This window comes from Marivirga harenae, from assembly GCF_030534335.1.
Lineage (GTDB): Bacteria > Bacteroidota > Bacteroidia > Cytophagales > Cyclobacteriaceae > Marivirga > Marivirga harenae.
Genome location: NZ_CP130565.1, coordinates 780,776 through 800,193, shown reverse-complemented (window position 1 = coordinate 800,193; position 19,418 = coordinate 780,776). Strand labels below are relative to the sequence as shown.

Annotated in this window: 20 protein-coding genes; 6 read left to right on the top strand and 14 right to left on the bottom strand. The window is 35.1% G+C overall.

The window, feature by feature from the left end; genetic code table 11:
* The first annotated feature begins 41 nt into the window (after positions 1–41).
* Both Q3Y49_RS03410 and Q3Y49_RS03405 read left to right on the top strand, forming a co-directional pair.
* Positions 42–1,220, top strand: coding sequence for a glycosyltransferase family 2 protein (locus Q3Y49_RS03410; protein WP_303270839.1), 1,179 nt, complete (start codon positions 42–44; stop codon positions 1,218–1,220).
* Positions 1,221–1,303: 83 nt separating this feature from the next.
* Complete coding sequence (locus Q3Y49_RS03405; protein WP_303270838.1) at positions 1,304–1,510, top strand: hypothetical protein; 207 nt, start codon at positions 1,304–1,306, stop codon at positions 1,508–1,510.
* 1 nt (position 1,511) lies between these two features.
* On the opposite strand, the gene Q3Y49_RS03400 is transcribed toward Q3Y49_RS03405, so the two are convergent.
* The 3 genes from Q3Y49_RS03400 to acs all read right to left on the bottom strand — a co-directional run bounded on the left by Q3Y49_RS03400 (position 1,512) and on the right by acs (position 6,850).
* Positions 1,512–2,567: a potassium channel family protein gene (locus Q3Y49_RS03400; RefSeq protein WP_303270837.1), complete on the bottom strand. Its 1,056-nt coding sequence runs from the start codon at positions 2,565–2,567 to the stop codon at positions 1,512–1,514.
* Positions 2,567–4,825: a tetratricopeptide repeat protein gene (locus Q3Y49_RS03395; RefSeq protein WP_303270836.1), complete on the bottom strand. Its 2,259-nt coding sequence runs from the start codon at positions 4,823–4,825 to the stop codon at positions 2,567–2,569. Before Q3Y49_RS03395 ends, Q3Y49_RS03400 begins: the two co-directional genes overlap by 1 nt.
* Before the next feature lie 129 nt (positions 4,826–4,954).
* Entirely contained in the window at positions 4,955–6,850 is a 1,896-nt protein-coding gene (gene acs / locus Q3Y49_RS03390) for an acetate--CoA ligase (protein ID WP_303270835.1), read from the bottom strand.
* 521 nt (positions 6,851–7,371) lie between these two features.
* Between acs and Q3Y49_RS03385 the strand changes: the two genes are divergently transcribed.
* Positions 7,372–7,596 (top strand): hypothetical protein, encoded by a 225-nt coding sequence (locus tag Q3Y49_RS03385; protein ID WP_303270834.1) that lies wholly within the window; start codon positions 7,372–7,374, stop codon positions 7,594–7,596.
* On the top strand, positions 7,593–7,811 hold the full coding sequence (locus Q3Y49_RS03380; protein ID WP_303270833.1) for a hypothetical protein: 219 nt from the start codon (positions 7,593–7,595) through the stop codon (positions 7,809–7,811). Before Q3Y49_RS03385 ends, Q3Y49_RS03380 begins: the two co-directional genes overlap by 4 nt.
* A gap of 142 nt (positions 7,812–7,953) precedes the next feature.
* On the opposite strand, the gene coaE is transcribed toward Q3Y49_RS03380, so the two are convergent.
* From coaE to Q3Y49_RS03345, 7 genes are all read right to left on the bottom strand, one after another.
* Complete coding sequence (gene coaE, locus Q3Y49_RS03375) at positions 7,954–8,541, bottom strand: dephospho-CoA kinase (RefSeq protein WP_303270832.1); 588 nt, start codon at positions 8,539–8,541, stop codon at positions 7,954–7,956.
* Entirely contained in the window at positions 8,538–9,515 is a 978-nt protein-coding gene (locus Q3Y49_RS03370) for a YbbR-like domain-containing protein (protein ID WP_303270831.1), read from the bottom strand. Before Q3Y49_RS03370 ends, coaE begins: the two co-directional genes overlap by 4 nt.
* A gap of 4 nt (positions 9,516–9,519) precedes the next feature.
* Positions 9,520–9,837: a preprotein translocase subunit YajC gene (gene yajC / locus Q3Y49_RS03365; RefSeq protein WP_303270830.1), complete on the bottom strand. Its 318-nt coding sequence runs from the start codon at positions 9,835–9,837 to the stop codon at positions 9,520–9,522.
* A 6-nt stretch (positions 9,838–9,843) separates the two neighbouring features.
* Entirely contained in the window at positions 9,844–10,407 is a 564-nt protein-coding gene (locus Q3Y49_RS03360) for a DUF1573 domain-containing protein (RefSeq protein WP_303270829.1), read from the bottom strand.
* Between the two features lie 27 nt (positions 10,408–10,434).
* On the bottom strand, positions 10,435–10,743 hold the full coding sequence (locus tag Q3Y49_RS03355) for a YtxH domain-containing protein (protein WP_303270828.1): 309 nt from the start codon (positions 10,741–10,743) through the stop codon (positions 10,435–10,437).
* Between the two features lie 96 nt (positions 10,744–10,839).
* On the bottom strand, positions 10,840–11,988 hold the full coding sequence (gene nusB, locus Q3Y49_RS03350) for a transcription antitermination factor NusB (RefSeq protein WP_303270827.1): 1,149 nt from the start codon (positions 11,986–11,988) through the stop codon (positions 10,840–10,842).
* Positions 11,989–12,101: 113 nt separating this feature from the next.
* Positions 12,102–13,205 carry a Glu/Leu/Phe/Val family dehydrogenase gene (locus Q3Y49_RS03345; RefSeq protein WP_303270826.1) on the bottom strand — a complete coding sequence of 368 codons (1,104 nt, stop codon included), beginning with the start codon at positions 13,203–13,205 and terminating at the stop codon, positions 12,102–12,104.
* Positions 13,206–13,586: 381 nt separating this feature from the next.
* Between Q3Y49_RS03345 and Q3Y49_RS03340 the strand changes: the two genes are divergently transcribed.
* Both Q3Y49_RS03340 and Q3Y49_RS03335 read left to right on the top strand, forming a co-directional pair.
* Entirely contained in the window at positions 13,587–15,371 is a 1,785-nt protein-coding gene (locus tag Q3Y49_RS03340; RefSeq protein WP_303270825.1) for an ABC transporter ATP-binding protein, read from the top strand.
* 81 nt (positions 15,372–15,452) lie between these two features.
* Positions 15,453–15,881, top strand: a complete 429-nt coding sequence (locus Q3Y49_RS03335; RefSeq protein WP_303270824.1) for a Fur family transcriptional regulator — start codon at positions 15,453–15,455, stop codon at positions 15,879–15,881.
* Here Q3Y49_RS03335 and Q3Y49_RS03330 read toward each other — a convergent pair.
* The 4 genes from Q3Y49_RS03330 to Q3Y49_RS03315 all read right to left on the bottom strand — a co-directional run bounded on the left by Q3Y49_RS03330 (position 15,869) and on the right by Q3Y49_RS03315 (position 19,384).
* Positions 15,869–16,267 carry a hypothetical protein gene (locus Q3Y49_RS03330; RefSeq protein WP_303270823.1) on the bottom strand — a complete coding sequence of 133 codons (399 nt, stop codon included), beginning with the start codon at positions 16,265–16,267 and terminating at the stop codon, positions 15,869–15,871. The genes Q3Y49_RS03335 and Q3Y49_RS03330 overlap by 13 nt on opposite strands.
* 219 nt (positions 16,268–16,486) lie before the next feature.
* Positions 16,487–17,227: an ABC transporter ATP-binding protein gene (locus Q3Y49_RS03325; RefSeq protein WP_303270822.1), complete on the bottom strand. Its 741-nt coding sequence runs from the start codon at positions 17,225–17,227 to the stop codon at positions 16,487–16,489.
* Positions 17,228–17,240: 13 nt separating this feature from the next.
* Entirely contained in the window at positions 17,241–18,260 is a 1,020-nt protein-coding gene (locus Q3Y49_RS03320; protein ID WP_303270821.1) for an iron chelate uptake ABC transporter family permease subunit, read from the bottom strand.
* Positions 18,260–19,384 (bottom strand): ABC transporter substrate-binding protein, encoded by a 1,125-nt coding sequence (locus Q3Y49_RS03315; protein ID WP_303270820.1) that lies wholly within the window; start codon positions 19,382–19,384, stop codon positions 18,260–18,262. The genes Q3Y49_RS03320 and Q3Y49_RS03315 overlap by 1 nt, the downstream gene beginning before the upstream one ends.
* Between the last annotated feature and the right edge of the window lie 34 nt (positions 19,385–19,418).

Genomic DNA, 19,418 nt, shown 5'->3' with positions numbered 1-19,418 from the left:
GTATAAAGATTAAAAGTTTACATATTAATAATACGAATTAAATGGAATTTATTTTTTGGACGGGAATTGGGTTGATAACTTACACCTACTTAGGCTATCCAATAGTACTATTATTGTTAGTCAAAATTAAGCGCCAGTTCAGAGCTACGATTCCAGAGTATTTTTCAGAAAATGAACTACCGGAAGTAAGTTTAATTATTGCTTGCTATAATGAAGGAGATATTTTGAGGGAAAAGATTAAAAATACTTTAAATCTTAAATATCCACATGAAAAACTTAATATATGTTTTGTGACGGATGGCACTTCAGATGGAAGTGAAAAAATTGTGAATGAATACAATGGATTAAAATTATTTCATTCAGAAGAAAGACGGGGTAAAAATGCAGCAATAAATAGAGTGCTGCCCCTGCTTAAATCTCCAATTTTAGTTTTTTGCGATGCCAACACTTTTTTAAACAGCGATGCTATAGTTAATATTGTTAGACATTACAAAAGTGATTTAGTAGGGGCAGTTGCTGGAGAAAAAAGAGTGATGTCAACAGATGCTAAAGATGTGGCCGGAAGTGGAGAAGGGGCTTATTGGAAGTATGAATCGGCTCTGAAAAAGTGGGACTCCGAACTGAATACTGTGGTAGGTGCAGCCGGAGAACTTTTTTCTGTTAAAAGAGATTTAATGCCCATGGTTCCAGATGGTATTCTTATAGAAGATTTTTATGTATCTATGAAAATTGCTCAAGCTGGATTTAAAGTTGTTTATGAGCCAGATGCCTATGCAATCGAGAGCGGTTCTGAATCCATTTCTGAAGAAAGAAAGAGGAAAGTGAGAATTGCTGCAGGTGGAATTCAATCTATTTTAATATTCTTACCACTACTTAATATTTTTAAATATGGTTGGTTGAGTTTTCAATATATTTCTCACAGAATGCTACGGTGGTCTCTAACACCATTATCGTTATTGATCGTTTTTGTATTGAATTTCTATTTGGTCTTTCAATTAGACATGATTTATGTGATTTTGTTTGGGTTGCAAATACTTTTTTATCTAATTTCAATAGCAGGTTCTTTTGCTGAAGGGAAAGAAAAAGTCCCTAAAATTATTTTAATCCCTTTCTATTTCTCATTTATGAATGTTTCAGTGTATCAGGGTTTTTTCAGGTTAATAAAAGGGAAACAGTCTGCAATTTGGGAGAAATCAAAAAGGAAAAGCACCACTGTTTGAAATAGTAATTGTATTTCCAAATTGTTGAAACCTAAATGCAGTTACAGAGTTCATTGAACTGAAATAAAATTTTATAATTGCAAATGTCAATATCTATTGAGACTGTAAGAGTAGGAAAAGATTATTATATGGTGAATTATGGTGAAGTTCATGAATTTAAAGTCACCAACGCCACGGGTTATAAAGATTTTATTTGCAAAGACCTAACCACTTTGGAAGAGTATACTTTAAGCGAATTGACGGCTTATGGAAAAGGCAAGGATTTTGAATTTTACGAAATCGATTATTAATTCAGACACCTTCCTCAAGTTCAAAGACCCTCTTTATTTTCTTTTGAGTTTTTTGGTTCATCAACATAATTAGGTAATCATTTGTCTTAATTTTAAAGTTATCGGATGGATTTTTGTAGAGCATTCTTTTTCCTTCATCAACTCTAACCAAACCTAATAAAATTACATTTTCATTTTTTTTAAGGTCAAAAAATACTTTATCATATTCTTGTCCATTATACGGGTTTCCCTCCACTACTTTAAATTCTTTCATGTCATATTCTTCATCGTTGGTAGGGTAGGCTAATATTTCCTCAGAGAAAAGGGCTACATCTGGTTCAAACATATAGCTGGCTAATAGTCTGCTAGCGATTTCATTTTGTGAAATAGCATGAGTGACACCTGCGCTAATGAAGGTTTGTTTCAAATTTGAATTTTCCAGCGTAACCGTAAAATTCAAATTTTCATATTCCTTTTTAAGATTTAGAATGTAAACTAATTTTTCGGTATCATCATTTAGATTAATAAATACAGTAGAAGATTTTTCAATATTGACTTTTTCAAGTAATTCAAAATTTTCATAATCACTGTACAGAATAAAGAGGTTTTTCTCTTGATAAAGCTCTTTCAGTAAATCAATAGTTTCTCTGTTTTTAGTAACAATAGCAACTTTTCTGCCTGCTTTTATTAATTGATCAATAACGGTTTTTCCAAATTGAGTCCATCCAATTACCACTATATGATCTTGAAAGTCTGTTCCATACATTCCCATTTTCTTATTTTCTTTAATGCTTGTCATAATATTTGATATTTGACCAATAAGTAAACCGTATACACCTAAACTCAACAATATTAATACGTAACCAATTGCACGTCCACCTGACGATGTTGGAACCATGTCACCATAACCTACGGTGGTCAATGTTACAATTGAATACCAAAAAGCATCAGACAAATTATCTATTTTACCTTCCTCGGAATGGAGTTCAAATTCTAGTAAATTAAATACTAAGAATAGAAATACCCCTAAGAAGGCTAGAAGGTAATAAATTAATTTCTTATAACTTTTGAAATCCATCAGTTAAGTTTAAAGCCTATAACAAGGATATCATCAGTTTGGGGATTACTTCCTCTCCATTTGATAAACTGCTCTTCAACACAATTTAGCTGTTCCTGGCCGGGCTTTTCGGCAATCTTTGAAAGCAATTTACGGAAATTACTTTTCATAAATTTTTTATTTTTCGGACCTCCAAATTGATCTTGAAAACCATCAGAGCTCATAAAAATCATATCGCCCGGCTTATATTTTATTTCTTTTTTTGTAAAAGATTTGTTTAGTTGTTGCGTACTTCCTACACTATTTCTGTCAGACTTAATCACCTGCAATTCATTATCCTGATAATGGTACAGAGGGATTTTTGCCCCTGAGTATTCAATTGTTTTGTTTTGAGGATCAAGCAAAACTAAACCGATATCTAGGCCATCCGTATTGGCATTTTCCAGTTGTTGTTGGTGTAGGTTTTGCTGAATTTTTTGGTCTAAAAGTGATACAATTAAATCCGGAGATGTAATTCCTGTTTCTAAAACGATTTGGTTTAATAGTGAATTAGCCAAAACGGTCATAAAAGCACCTGGAACCCCGTGTCCAGTGCAATCTACTACAGCAATAGCTGTTTTGTTTTCGATTTGAGTAAACCAATAGAAATCACCACTGACGATATCTCGAGGTCTAAAAAATATAAAGGATTGTGGTAATACCTCTTTTATGGTTTGCAACTGGGGTAATAAGGAATCTTGAATTTGTTTAGCGTAAACTATACTGTCCGTCACTTCTTGATTTTTATCCACAAGTTTATTACTTGTTGCAGCCAATTCCTCTTTTTGGTTTTCAATTTCTTCTTTCTGTTCTTGTATAGCTTTATTTTGTTCATTTAAAGCTTTATTGGCTCTATTTTTTAATTTGTTTCTGTTGTAAAGTATGATTAATAATACAGTCAATAAAAAAAGTCCGATGCTCAATGCGGTAATGAAAAAACTTCTTTGTTCGGCTTGCAGCTCTTTGATGGCATTGTCCTTTTTTAATAAATCAATTTCTTTTTCCTTTTTATCAATGTTGTAAAGTGCTTCGATCTCAGCAATCGAACGAATATTTTCTTCTTTAAACTTTCTTTCGGATTCTAACATAAAGAGCTTCATGTAAATTAATGCATTAGTTTTATCACCCATTTTATCATAAAGCTTAGAAAGCTTTTGATATGTATCTTTTAAAATTCCTGAGGAATTAATTTTCTGAGCTATGGTTACACTGTTTTTGAGCTCTTGAATTGCTATTTGAAATTCTGATTTGGTTATAAAGACTCCACCCATTTCCAGACCAATTCTTGCCTCTAATTCAGGCATATTTTGCTCATCAGCTAATTCTTTAGCTTTTTTGAAGTTTTCTATTGCTTTGGTCAACTCGTCTTTCAATAGATATACTTTGCCAATATCATAAAAGGAATAGGCTAAACCCGTCTTATCCTGACTAGAAGAATCTATTTTCATTGCGCTTTGAAAACTTTGAAGGGCATCCTCGATACTTCCCGTTGCTAAATAGTAGTTACCAATATTGCTATGAGTAGTTGCAATATTGTAAGGCTCTCCATTTTCTCGGGCCAAAGCTAGTGCCTCAAATAAGTACTCTTTGGCTTTTTTGTAAGTTCCAAGCTCTTGATATATGAGGCCAATGGTATTCAAGGTGATTTCTTTCCCTTTTTGTATTTCCATTTCCTCTTTGATCTTAAGTGATTGAATACAATGCTGTATGGCTAGATTATAGCGCTCCATATAAGTGTAAATATCACATATTAATGCTAATAGGTTTGATTGCTGAGCCTTATCATCCATGACATAAGCTAAATCCAATCCAGATTCAGCAAAATTTAAGGCAGTTTTGTACCTATCTCTGAAGAAATATATATTGGCTAAAGAAGAAGCCGACATTAGGGCGCCTATCGAATTTTCTCTATTCTTAAAAATTTCGTAAGCACTTAAGAAATATTTCTCAGTTTTATCGAAATCATCTACTAAATAATAGTAATCTCCTAGATAATAATGGGCCCAAGCAAAACTATTGGATGTGGTATCTTTCTTTGAAAGGGTAACTAGCTCCTCTGCATACAATCGCATTGCATTTGGGTTGGAATCTCGATATTCCTTGCATAGCTCTATTAGTATATCTTTTTTCTGTGAATCACTTATTCCAGATGTGAGCAAGTTCTCTAAACTATCAGTGTTTTGAGCAGATAGTGGTTGAAGAAAAACAGTAAAAATTGTTATGCAGAGAAAAACTTTCATAGAAAGCACAATATAACAATAATTACTTTTCTTTGTATAAATTAGATAATGAAGGTGTGATAATAATTTAGTATTTAAATCTACAAGCAGGCATCAAATGTTATGCCCACTTGTAGATTAATTTGCATTCTATTTTGCACCAGCTTTAATTTCTTCCACAATCTCAGGATTCAATAAAGTAGATGTGTCTCCGAGCTTAGATGTATCTCCTTCAGCAATTTTTCTCAAAATTCTCCTCATGATTTTGCCCGAGCGCGTTTTAGGCAAACCAGAAACTATTTGTATTTTATCAGGCTTGGCAATAGCGCCTATGATATTTCGAACTGTTTCACTGATCTCATTGATTAAATTTTCCTCAGTTCTATGCTCTAAATCACAAATTACATAAGCATAAATACCTTGACCTTTTACGTCATGAGGATAGCCTACCACAGCCGATTCTATTACTTTTGGATGCTCATTTATGGCATTTTCAACCTCTGCTGTCCCCATTCTGTGCCCGGAAACATTGATGACATCATCTACTCTCCCTAAAATTCTATAGTAACCATCTTCATCCCTTTTTACGCCATCACCAGTAAAATACATATTTTTGTAGGTAGCGAAATAGGTATTTTTACATCTCTCATGATCTCCATAAGTTGTTCTCAACATGCCTGGCCAAGGAAATTTCATGCATAGGTTACCCTCCACAGAGTTTCCTTTTAGTTCGTTTCCTTCTGCATCTACAATGACGGGTTGAATGCCCGGTAAAGGTAATGTAGCATAAGAAGGTTTGGTAGGAGTAACCCCTGCCAATGGAGAAATCATAATGCCACCAGTTTCAGTTTGCCACCACGTGTCAACAACTGGGCATTTGCCTTTGCCTACGTGTGAGTGGTACCAATGCCACGCCTCTTCATTTATAGGTTCTCCCACGGTGCCCAATACTTTTAAAGAACTTAGATTTCTTTTGTCAACAGGTTCCGTGCCATAGGCTTGAAGGGCACGAATTGCGGTAGGGGCTGTATAAAACTGATTGACTTTGTACTTGTCTACTACATCCCAAAAACGACCGGGATCTGGGTATGTAGGAACTCCTTCGAACATTACGGTAGTGGCTCCAGCTAATAATGGCCCATATACTATATAAGAATGGCCGGTGATCCAACCTACATCTGCTGTACACCAATATACATCACCTTGGTCATATTGAAATACATTTTCAAATGAATATTTTGTATAAACCATATAGCCTCCGCAAGTATGCACCACCCCCTTTGGCTTACCGGTTGAACCGGATGTGTAAAGAATGAATAGCATGTCTTCTGCATCCATTTCTTCGGCTGGGCACTCAGTTGATTGACCCTTTATCGCCTCACTCCACCAAATATCTCGGCCCTTGTTCATTACAACATCTTCTCCAGTTCTCTTATAAACAATTACTTTTTCAATGGTCTTGGTTTTTTCCAAAGCCTCATCCACAACTGCTTTTACTGGGATCGATTTAGCTCCTCTGAAATTACCGTCTGAAGTCAGAACCATTTTTGCTTGACAATCATTTATTCTATCAGCTAGAGCATTGGATGAAAATCCTGCAAAAACCACAGAATGCACTGCTCCGATTCTTGCACATGCCAACATGGCAATGGCTGCTTCAGGCACCATTGGCATATAAATAATAACTCTGTCACCTTTCTTAATGCCACTTTCTTTCATGGCATTGGAAAACTGATTCACCTTTTCGTAAAGTTGTCTAAAGCTAATGATTTGATTCTCATCCCCCGGCTCGTTTGGCTCCCAAATAATAGCGGGTTTATCACCCAATGTGAAGAGATGTTTTTCTAGGATATTTTCAGTGATATTTAATTTCGCGCCTTTGAACCACTCAATTCTTGGCTCCTCAAAATTCCACTCAACTGTTTTGTCCCATCTTTTTTTCCAGTAAAAGGAATCAGCAATTCTGGACCAAAACTGCTCTGGCTGATGCACACTACGTTGGTATTCGTGGATATATCCACTAAGGGTATGAATTCTATCACTCATATTATGTCAATTAGCTTTTTTCTAAATAATTTCGATTTTAATTTAGTAAGAATTCAAGTAAAATAAAATCCGAAGTATTTTTTTGATGGATGCGCAGCACTGGTGCTGATGACGTTCTTCAATAGAAAATGTAATTTTGTCTTTCTGGATCTTAAATCTATGTTCCTAATCTAATTGAAAAGGGTGTTCTAATTCTAATAAGTTCCAATCCAATGAATTCGCACCTATTTTTTAGGTTATCTTAATTCAAAATCAGTCCGCACCTCCTCTTCGCCATTTTGTGCGCAGGAAATCAGGGTTATGATAAAAACTTGTATTGTTAAAGAGGAAATTTTGGCTTGTTTTTAAGATTCTTGATCAAAACCTTATGTCGATATAAACCCTTGTATCCCTTCTACTTACTAAAGAAACAACAGATCTATTATTTTATAAATATTAACCAAGATCATAGTTTCATAAATGATATATGCTTATTATTGATGCATAAATAAATGAATTTTCACTTAAACCTTACAAATCAAATGAAACAATTATTAATTACCCTAATCTTTTTAAGCGCATGGTCAGTATCCAATGCTCAAAGAGGACCAATAAAATCATGCCCATCAACCACAACAACTATTAGTGGTAACGGAAATAGTACTGTACTTCAAGCAAATTATGTAGGTTCACACGTTACTTTTAGAACTAATTGCGTAGCCGGTGCTAGTAGTTATGTCTGGACAATTAGTGGGGGGGCTCGATGAGTACCACTTCAACTGTACTAACCGTTGAACCTTCTGATTTGGTGTGGTTACCACCAGGCGGTTGTGATGAATTTAATTCTAACCTAATCGATGGGTCTTATTTCACATCGATTACTGTCAGCGCCAGTAATACAAGTACCTCAGCAACTTTACCTGTTGTAATTCATGGTGTTCAAAAATGCAAGAATTTTAATCCTTGGAAAGGAAAACTATAGGAAAATTTTAAATAGAAATTAGTGATTATAATAGAGTGAGTCCAGTTTCCACGACTTGCTCTATTTTATTGTCTTACCTCTTATTTTTCGGGAAAGTTGTGAAAATGAAAGCCAAAAGTGGTCTTTTTGATTTGACTAAAAATCATTCGACTAACAACTCATGCAAGCGCATAACTTGCTTAATTACAGACTGACTCTCGTCATTATAAATAACAAAATCTGCCAATTCTATTCGCTTCTCATCGGAGAACTGTTTTTTCATGATGGACAAGACACTTTCTTTTGTTCTATTCGGATCTCTTTCTAATGTTCTTTGGAGCCGTAGTCCTTGGTTTGCGTGGACGTTAATAGTAGCATCTAGTTGTTTGTAAGAACCCGTTTCAAATAGAAGGGCGGCTTCTTTTAAAACATAAGGTTTATTTGAGTACTGTTTACACCAATTTTTGAAATCTTCTGCAACGGCTGGATGTACCAGATTATTGAGTAGTTTTAATTTTTCATCATCACCAAAGACTTCTTTACTCAAATAATTTCTATTAAGTTCGCCATTTTCAAAATAGGCTTCTTTTCCAAAATGGAAGGCGATTTTTGCCTTAAGTTCCGAATCGTTTGATTGAAGCCACTTCGCCCTATAATCTGCAGGGTAGTTGGGAATATCTAAAATCTCAAAGATTTTACAGATTAAACTCTTGCCAGCTCCTATTCCTCCAGTAATGCCAATTTTCTTCATTCCCTAATATACTGATATTGAATGGAATCTATTTTAATATCCAAATCTTTTAACTGACTTGGAACAGATGCTAAAATAGGTTTCGTTATACTATCCGAGGCACTAATTTGCTTAAAATCAACTACTAGTTGAATACTGTCTAAGTTGAAATTACCAGCTAAGTTTTCCTGAATCTTAAATGATATTCGTGCCAAACTATCGCTAAACATATAAGAATTCGAATCTTCAGGTAAATTAATTTTTTCAAACGGCAACATCAACTCTTGCTGGATGAATTTAGCTACTTCAAAACTCACAGTTATTTCCACAGGATTTCGGTTTACCAAGCTTGAACCAAAAGTAGGCAAGTAAATATCTTCAGAGTAATTACTTGAGATATTTTCTTCTTTAATTTCTATAGACAGCTCGTTCGGTACTTTATTGATAAATCTTTCAGGCCCTGAAAAGGCAGCAGAATCATGTGATTTTTTGATAGGGGAAATGATTCTGTAGCCATCTGCTAAGCTAAATTTAGTACTGTCTAGTAACAGTTTTGAATTTGCAGTTCTTATGGAATCAATCTCTATCCTTAGTGTGTCATTCTCTACAAAATTCAGCTGGATTTCATTCATCTGGTCAGCGATTAAAGTGTAGAGTGAATTCCCTAATATATAATTTTGATTTACAGGGTCTTCTAATGGAACCTCAACCGGTGTAATTGTAAACCAGAATGTTTTTCTGAGTAAATTCCAGCCGCCTCCACTTACGTTGATGCTAACTTTTTTGGGAAGTTCTTCTACTACAACTAGAGAAGAATCAGAGTAAGTAAATTTTATTGGATAGCTAATTCTGGTTGAATAGTTATCATTAAGCGCATTGAAAAACCAAAAAGTGGTAGCTGTGACTATGCACAGAACTACCACTTTAATCGTGTCATTTGAATGAGGCAAAAATATATTGCTCAGCCAATCTCCTATTTTTTCAATTCGCTTCAATAAATTATTTCTCTTGAAGTTTTTTGCTTTGCTCTAACGATACAGCAGATTTTTCAAAAATCATTTTTGTTCCTTTGTCTATCTCAAGAATGATTTTATCTTCTTCCACTTGAAAAACCTTTCCATGAAGTCCACCAATGGTTACCACGCTGTCTCCTTTTTTAATTTCAGCAATAAATTTCTTTTGATCTTTCTGCTTTTTTTGCTGTGGTCGGATCATAAAGAAATAGAAAACTAAAATTATACCGCCAAATAAAAGTAATTGGCTCATCCAAGCGCTATCGTCACCTGTAGTGGCTTGTGCTATAATAAATTGTATCATTAATAATTATTGTTTTATGGGTCCAGCACTTGTATTGTCAGCCTTAGGTTCTACAAATGCTTTAATTGTAATGTTATTTGTTGCAGGCCAAGTATTAGCTGTAACTCTGACAACTTTGTTATCCTGATTCTTTTTACCTCTTGAGTTGTATTTTACTTCTAGCTCGCCTTCCTCACCAGGAGCTATTGGCTCTTCAGTATATGAAGGTACTGTACATCCACAAGAAGAAGTCGCATTTGAGATGATCAGCGGAGCCTCTCCTGTATTTTTGAACGTAAACACTTTAGTTACTACATCGCCTTCTGTAATTCTACCAAAGTCATGTACTTTTTCAGAAAATTCCATTTTAGGCAATGGCCCTTCTGGCTTTTCATTGGAAGTCGATTTGACTTGAGAAGTACTTTGATTAGCCATCTGGACAGCTGGACTGTTGGAAGCAGTACTGCCACCATTTCCTTCTAAAGCAGCAACCCTTCTTTCTAAATCGGTCACTCTTTTTTCTAGATCACCATTGCATGCGGTGAATGACAATAATCCTATTGCGAAAATAGCATATATTAATCTTTTCATAATTGAGTTATATTAATTAATTGAAATTTATTTAGTTTTTTCGTCTTTGCTTTTGATTTGCCCAAGCAGTGCATCAACATCAGTCAATAACTGTTCTGCTTTTTTTTTCGCAGAACTTACCACTTTTTCTCCATCACTTCTGGCCGTGCTCAAACCTAAATCTTCTCCTTCTGAAATGTCATTAAGTAAATCTTCCAACATTTCTTTATATTTACCTAGACGATAAGTCAGTTTATCTCTAGTATTCACACCAGTGTCAGGTGCGTACAAGATTCCAACAATTGCTCCTGCAGTTGCTCCTGCTAAAAATGCAAATAAGTTACTTCCTTTACTCATAATTTTTTCCTTTAGCTGTCAAATATACTGCACATATAAAATGATTCAAATGTACAATCAAAGTTTTTTGGTTTTTACGCAATTAGTGTGGTGAAGTTATTTGTTGTCAATCAAACCTCTACCACTTTTCTTGATTTTGTCTTCCTTCTCTAAACTTATTGAGATTTTATCTAATAAGCCATTAACAAATTGCTTGCTTTTTTGCGTACTATAATTCTTGGAAAGTTCAATATACTCATTTATTGTCACTTTTACAGGTATGCTTGGGAAATTAAGCATTTCTGCCACAGCCATTTTTAATATAATCATATCTACAACAGCTATTCGATCGGTGGCCCAGTTTTTTGCAAAATCGGAGACTATTTTTTCATATTCTTCATTATTTACAATCGTTTCTTGAAATAGATTTTTGAAGAATTCGCTATCTTCTTCCCAATTGGCAGAAAGTTCTATTAATTCAATATGTTGAGTCATTTCATCCAAGGATTTGATGCTTTTCTTTAACATTGATTTCAAAGCAGATTTGTTTTCTTCCCAGTACAAATCTCGTTCTGCCATAAAATTGGTAATGGCCTCACTTTTCAAAATCACCTGACGAGTAATTTTATCTAAAGTTTCTACATCTTCTTCAAACGAAGGTTCGTTTTTGAGCACATATTCCTTGTAGAAGTCTGCTTTTTTTAAAATGTCCCTGTACCACTCTTGAACATCCAACATATCATCTTCCCAACTAGTACCAAATCGGGTAAATTCATTTTGTAATGCATCATTCTCCTTAATGATCTTGATGCCCTTGTTTTTAAAAAGGTTCAGTTCACTTTCAAAAACTTGTTTTCCACTGTCATTCAGTCTGGTTTTTCTTTTCTCAACATCCTCCAAGGCCAATTCGGAAAATTCTTCGAGAAGTTTAATGGACAGATAGTAGTTTTCTAGTAGTGTATTAACAGCTTCCAACATATCTTTTTTAATGAAGGAGATGTCTTTTTTTACATTTGTTTGAAATAAATCTAGGGCATCACTAACAGCTGAACGAATCTCTGGATTGCTATCCTGTTCTTCTTTAATTTGTCTGGATTGGAAATTCGATTTGAATACTTTTTTAGCAATTTTAGCATTTTGTTTTAATAGCGCTTTGTCCTGCACTTCCATAGAGTTCAAATCTGGAGTAAAGATATCATCAATGTGGTCTAGCGCTAACTCAAAATTTGCATCTTCACATTTTTGAACCGCATAAAGCGCTTGCATAACTTTAATTCTTAAGGACCTTCTGTTCAGCATAATCAATAATAAAAAGAACGATAATAAATAAATAAGGAAGACAGATTACTGCCTTCCTTGCAAAATTAATAATTCAAAACTTAGTAAGCTAATTTCACTTTGCCCATGTCAGCCATTCGCTTGTCAGCAATTTCTATTGCGGCTTGATGAGATGTTTTCCCCTCAGCTTCTGCTTTGTTTAATATCTCTAGACATTTACCGTATATTTTTTCAGTTTGCTCTAAAGCCAAGGGTTTGTTGTAGTTTCTCATTAGTTCTGGAAAAATATTGATAATACCACCTGCATTTACCAAGAAATCAGGTGCATAAAATATGCCTTTATCTTTAAGCATTTCTCCGTGTCTTACTTCTTCAGCTAATTGGTTGTTAGCAGCACCTACAATTACATTGGCTTTCAATCTCGCAATTGAATCATCATTGATAGTAGCGCCCATTGCACATGGAGCATAAATATCGGCATCCACATCATAAATCTCTTCAGGCTTTACCACTTTCACTTTATGCTTGTCTGTTACTCTTTTGATATTGCTCTCATTAATATCAGTAATGGTGACTTCTGCTCCGTCTTCAATTAAATGATCAACCAAATAGTGCCCGACCTGACCAACACCTTGAACCGATATTTTCTTTCCATGCAGATTATCATTACCATAAGCTTTTTTTGCCGTGGCTTTCATGCCCATAAAGACTCCATAGGCAGTAACAGGAGAAGGATCCCCACTTCCGTTCATTGATTCAGGCAATCCCATTACATAGTCGGTTTCATAAGAAATATGCACCATATCCGAAGTGTTCATGTTCATATCTTCAGCGGTGATGTATCTACCGCTCAAACTGTCCACAAATCTTCCGAATCTTCTTAGGAAAGCTTCATTTTTTAAATTCTTTGGGTCACCAATAATGACAGCTTTTCCGCCTCCTAAATTTAAACCTGAAATAGCGGCTTTGTAAGTCATCCCTCTTGATAATCGGAGCACATCAATAAGAGCTTCTTGGTCATTTTGATAGGTCCACATTCTTGTTCCGCCTAAGGCAGGACCTAAAATGGTATTGTGAATGGCAATTATGGCTTTAAGGCCTGTGGGTTTATCATAACAATAAACTACTTGTTCATGGCCCATTTCAGCGATTGTATTGAATGCTGAAAATGTTTTTTGGGCTTCTTTTTCATTTAATTCAACCATCTTGGAATTAATTTTGATATCTAAAAGTCGTTTCCTGTTTCCCTAACTTTCGGGAAATATTGTCGCAAAATTAACTTATTTATTGATGCAAATCAATTATGATTCAAATTGTATAAATCCAATAGTACTGGAGCATTCTCTCTATAAAGTAAAATGATAGTTTTTAAAGATGCGTATTTATGAAATAAAATTTTGTATTTGCTTGTTTGGCAATATTTAATCTACTAGCACAAACAAATAATAATTTGAAAAATTTCCATAAATTGGCTTAAAAGTGAATTCAATCTATTTGCTAATACTATATTTGCACTTCGAATTCTACAGTTTTTTGGTTCAAATAATTACTTTGAACCAACTACTTCATCAAACGTTGTTAATTTCGTGATAGAATTAAAGCACCTTAATAAGTACTTACTAAAATATAAATATTTACTGCTTTTAGGCATTCTCTTTATGATTGTGTCCAACTTTTTTGCGGTATTTCCTGCTCAGGTGGTTCGATATGCCTTCAATATAGTGAAGGAAAATATAGAGATGTATCGCATGTTCGAAAACTTTGAATTGCAGGAAAATTATTATGAAATTTTCGCCTCTGCCATTTTGATCTATGGGGGAATAATTATCCTTTTAGCACTGGGAAGAGGCTTGTTTCTATTCCTAGTGAGGCAGACCATTATAGTGATGTCCAGACACATTGAGTATGATTTGAAAAATGAAATCTATAATCATTATCAGAAATTACCATTAAGCTTTTACAGAAGGAATAATACAGGGGATATCATGAACAGGATCTCCGAAGATGTGAGTAAAGTCCGGATGTATCTGGGGCCTGCTATCATGTATTCTGTTAATTTAATCACCCTCTTTTGCATTGTAATTCCAATCATGTTTTCAGTGAATCCGACCTTGACATGGTATTCACTTATTCCACTTCCTTTCCTTTCAATAAGTATATATTTTGTCAATAATTTGATCAATAAACGTTCAGAGGAAATTCAGCAAAGCCAATCGCAGCTATCCACCTTGGTACAGGAGGCTTTTTCGGGAATTAGAGTATTGAAATCATTTGTTCGAGAAGAAGATTCGCTACAGAATTTCACTAAGGAAACCAATAATTATAAATTCAGAGCTTTGAAATTGACATTCATTCAAGCCTTGTTTTTCCCTTTAATAATGGGTATGGTGGGCCTAAGTGTGATTTTGGTTGTGTACATAGGAGGTGTAGAAGCTATGAATGGCGCGGTGAGTGCAGGAAATATTGCTGAATTTATAATTTATGTCAACCTTTTGACTTGGCCTGTAACTTCTGTGGGATGGGTAACAAGTATTATTCAGAGGGCTGCAGCTTCCCAAAAACGAATCAATGAATTTTTGGAAACCAAAACAGAAATTGTTTCTGATATGAACCTGGAAAAGGAAATTACTGGGGAGATCGTTTTTGATAAGGTAAGTTTCACCTATCCTGATAGCGGCATTAAAGCATTAAAAGAGGTAAGCTTTTCAGTAAAAAAGGGAGAGACCTTGGCGGTTATAGGTACGACAGGTTCAGGTAAGAGTACAATAGCCAATTTGATTACCCGAATGTATGATCCCACGGCTGGAAAAATCACCATTGATAATGTTCCAATTGCGGATTATAAAGTTGAAAATTTAAGAAGTCAAATTGGCTATGTGCCTCAAGATGTCTTTTTATTCTCAGATTCTATTCGAAATAATATCACATTTGGTAGCAGGGGGTTGTCTGAGGAGCAAATGTTGAAAGCTTCTAAAGATGCTGATCTGCACAGTAATATCATTGATTTTCCACATGGATATGATACTGAATTGGGTGAAAGAGGTATAACGCTTTCCGGTGGTCAAAAACAAAGAGTCTCAATTGCTAGGGCAATAGCCAGAGATCCGAAAATCATGATTTTGGATGATGCCTTATCAGCCGTGGATACCAAAACTGAAAACGCTATCTTAAATGCTTTAAAGAAAATTATGGAAGATAGGACAAGTGTTATTATTTCACACAGGGTTAGTTCAGCAAAATTAGCGAATTATATCATCGTGCTTGATGATGGAGTAATTGTTGAGCAAGGCACTGAAAAAGAGCTTTTGGCACAAACTGGACCTTACAAGGAATTGTATCAGAAGCAGCTACAGGGAGAAGCAGTTGAATAGCAATATATAGAAAAAGCAATGTTATTGCGTTAATTTGAATTCTCCTCAATTTTCGCGATATTTGGAATAGAAATTAAAGTAATGGAAAAAGCAGTTAAAGCTGAAAATATATTGAAATCTAACGGTTTGCGTAAAACGCACATACGTATAGAAATACTCCAAATATTTATGGGTACAAAACATGCTTTATCTGTAAATGATCTGGAGAAAAACCTAAAAGCAAGTCATGATAGGGTGACGATCTACAGAGCTTTAAATTCCTTCGAGGAAAATGGTATTTTGCATCAAACTCCTGATCCAAATGGCAACATGCGCTATGCTATGTGTTCAGATAGCTGCCCAGAACATGTACATCAAGATAAGCATGCCCATTTTATTTGTGAAGAATGCAACCAAACCTTTTGCTTAGAGGACGTGAAAATCCCAGATGTGGAATTAGGAAACGGCTATCAGCTTAATAGCATAAGCTACACGATGAATGGGATTTGCAAGGAATGTCAGCCAGCTTGATTCTCAGCTAATAGCCAAGCTTCTGCTTCCTGCTCTTCTTGGAAATTCCGATAGTCAAAACCTCTTTTTCTGCAAATTGAGGCCCAAAAACTTCCTACTTCTTCTGTTCTTGGGTTGATAATTACAGCCATTTTCACTTCTCTAAATTCTGTAAGTTTGAGCTCAAAAACCTTCAATAAATTAAAGGCTTCGTTATGAGGTAGTTTGAAAATTGTAAGTCTATAATCTAAAAGTACCAGTTTTTTATTGGAGGATTGAATGGCCTTATGAATTTTCTCCGCGTTTTGTAATACCACACTGAATTGAGTTCTTTCGCCTTGGCTCACAACTTTTAAGTAATGTTTCTCTTCGCTGATTCTGATAGACTTATTAAAAAAATGTTTCACTGGTTAGTTGATAGTGTTAAAACACGAAATTAATGATATTTTTTGGATTTTATTAAGATGGAAGCTATCGAAAATGATAGATAACGCTGGTTGAGCGAACATAATTTTGGCTTTATAACCACTAATTAGCCGTTTGCTAATCCAGTAAGTCGAAATCATCATGTTTTGTTTCAAAAAGGGTTCGAATTCTTTGTAGGGTAAATGTCATTTTTACAATCATTAAAAATTCAATTTCTTCAAGTACGGAAATGACTTTTCTACATCGCCACTTTTAATCAATTCAATAGGTGATCCGGAAATAATCCCTTCACCGCAATTAGCTAGCCAGATATGATCGGCCATTTTTAATGCAATTTCTACTTGATGGGTACTTATGAGGATCGACTTTTGTGTTTCATCAACTAGTTTCCTTAAAAGCTCTAACACTATGTATCTATTATTGGCATCTAAATGAACAGTGGGTTCATCCAAAAGCATTAATTCACCATCTTGAGCCAAAGCTCTTGCAATCATGGCTTTTTGCAATTGTCCGTCACTAATTTCAGCAATATTGGCATCTTTTAAATATGCTATGGCACACAAATTTATGGCATTTTCCACTTTTTCCTGATCAATAGCCTGTAGCCTTCCAGTCCAATTAGTGAAAGGATAGCGTCCCATCTCTACCAAATCCTTGACATTCAAATTTCCGCTTTGAATTGGATCAGTCAACACAAGGCTTACTTGCTTAGCAAAATTTTTTGCAGTGTAGTTTTTGACTTCTTTGTCATTCAAAAATACTTTTCCTTGCAATGCAGCCTGAAGATTGGCCAAGGTTCGTATTAGCGTACTTTTGCCAACACCATTTGCACCCAGCAAAGCGATCAATTTGCCTTTTGGAATGGATAGGTTGAGGTTGTTCATCAATCTATTTTCAGATTTACCGCTTCTGTATCCTATAGATAAGTCGGATGTGGTCATTATGTGAGCTCGTTTATCCAAAATTTTTACTGATGTTTTTTCTTTTTAAAATTAACCAAATCACAACCGGTGCTCCAAAAAGTGAGGTAACAGCATTTATGGGTAGTATCAGATCATAATTGGGAACTTGTGCGATTAAATCACAAATTAGAAGCAAACAAGCTCCTATTAACAAAGTAGCAGGAATTAATATAAAATGGTTGGACGTCTTGAATAGTATCCTGCTGATGTGTGGTACAGCAAGTCCCAAAAAAGCTATAGGGCCGCAAAAGGCAGTCACTATACCAGCCAAAATACTTGTAGATACTACCAAGAGTAATCTTACAAATTGAACTTTTAAGCCCATACTTTGCGCATAGTTTTCGCCCATTAACAAAGCATTTAGGGGTTTAGCCTGCAAATAACCTAAAACGAGGCCTGTTGTAACGACAGGAATGAAAATCATTAATTCTCCCCAGCTAAGGTTACCCGTGGCACCAAAGGTCCAAAATAGAAAATTTTGAATGTCATCTGCAGTGCTGAAATATTGCATGATACTCACAATTGCAGAAGTAAAAGCGCCAAACATCAATCCCACTAATAGCAAGGACATGCTGTCTTTTAATCTTATGGAGACTAAAACAACGAGTAGCAATATAATTGATGATCCTATGATCGAAGAAAGTGCCATTCCCCATGAAGCTAATGCGCCATTTACGCCAATACCTAGGAGCACTAATACTGCCACTCCTAGACTTGCACCTGAACTAATTCCCAAAACAAAAGGACCTGCTAATGGATTTCGGAAAAGCGTTTGCATTTGCAAACCTGAAAAACCCAGCGCAGCTCCTGCAAAAACTATTGTTAAGGCTTTCGGCAGTCGATAAGATAAAACAATGTGATATTCTGGGTGGTCTTGTGCCATATTTCCAACTAATACGCCTATAATATTTTCGAATGGGATATAGACTGAGCCAAAACTGATTGAAAAAACAAATAGAATCCCCAAAAGTGGAATCAACAGAGCTACAGTTTGATATTTAGAAAGTTTCATCAAGGATTTAAGCGTTGGTAATAGGTTAGTGTTGAATCCGTTAATAAATTGGGATGCAGAAGATTAATATAATCCTTTAATACCAAATCTGGTCTCATATACCCAGTTTCTAAATAATCATTAGCACCATTTTCATTTACCCTTTTTGTGTAAGAGAATACATTTTGTTTCTGATATGCATCAAAAAAGCTGTATTTAACATTTGTATTTTTCAAATTTCGCAGAGAAGTGAAAGAAGCAACTCCAATCCAAAAATCTGCTTTTTTAGCTCGATTGAATACAGATTCAAAGCTTAGTTCTAGGCTTCCTGTTTTTTGAGTTGAAGACCAAAGATAACTAGCCCCCGCATCCTCAATAAAATGGGCTGCATAACTTTTTCCTCCCGGAACGTACCATACATCCCCGTACATTAAACCTGTCATGACACTTGACTTGGTTTCACTATTTGCAACTTGGCCCTTGATCGAGAGATAATTCTGTTCTATTGCTTTAAATAGACTGTCACCTTCAGTATACTTATCTAGTAATATTGCACTTAATTTTAACCACTCTGCTCGACCTAAAGGCGAATTTTCTAAGTAATCTGAATTGAGGATTACGGGAATCCCTGATTTTCTAATTGGGTTCAATTGCTCCATACTGCTACCCATTGTATAGGCCATCATCACATCGGGTTGTAGGCTCAGTACTTTTTCGACATTAATGCCGCTTTTTTGTCCTACATCTTGCAAATTACCACTCTTCACTAAGGTTTGAAGTTTATGTTCATAGATGTGTTCTGTGCCCGGAAAGCCAACTATTACTTTACTTTCTCCTAAGGCAGTAAATGCTGGCAAATGAGAAGTGGACATGCAAATTAGCCCCTTAACAGGAATTGAAATATGTGCATCGGCTTTAAGACTAGGTTTACTCTTTTTTTCTCTAAACAAAATATAAGTAAAAAAACTACTGTCTGACGCGGCAGGCTGGATAACTTTAACTTTATAGAAATCGCCAAAATCTTCAATGCTTAAATTTTGGGAGTATGAAATAAGTTCTTTGCCTTTTTCTGATTGCTCTTCATTTTTGGGTCTACTGCAAGCCAAAACAAAGAAAAATAAAGAAATAAATACAATTGCTTTCATGGAAAGTAAAATTAATCAAAATGATTGGTTTGCC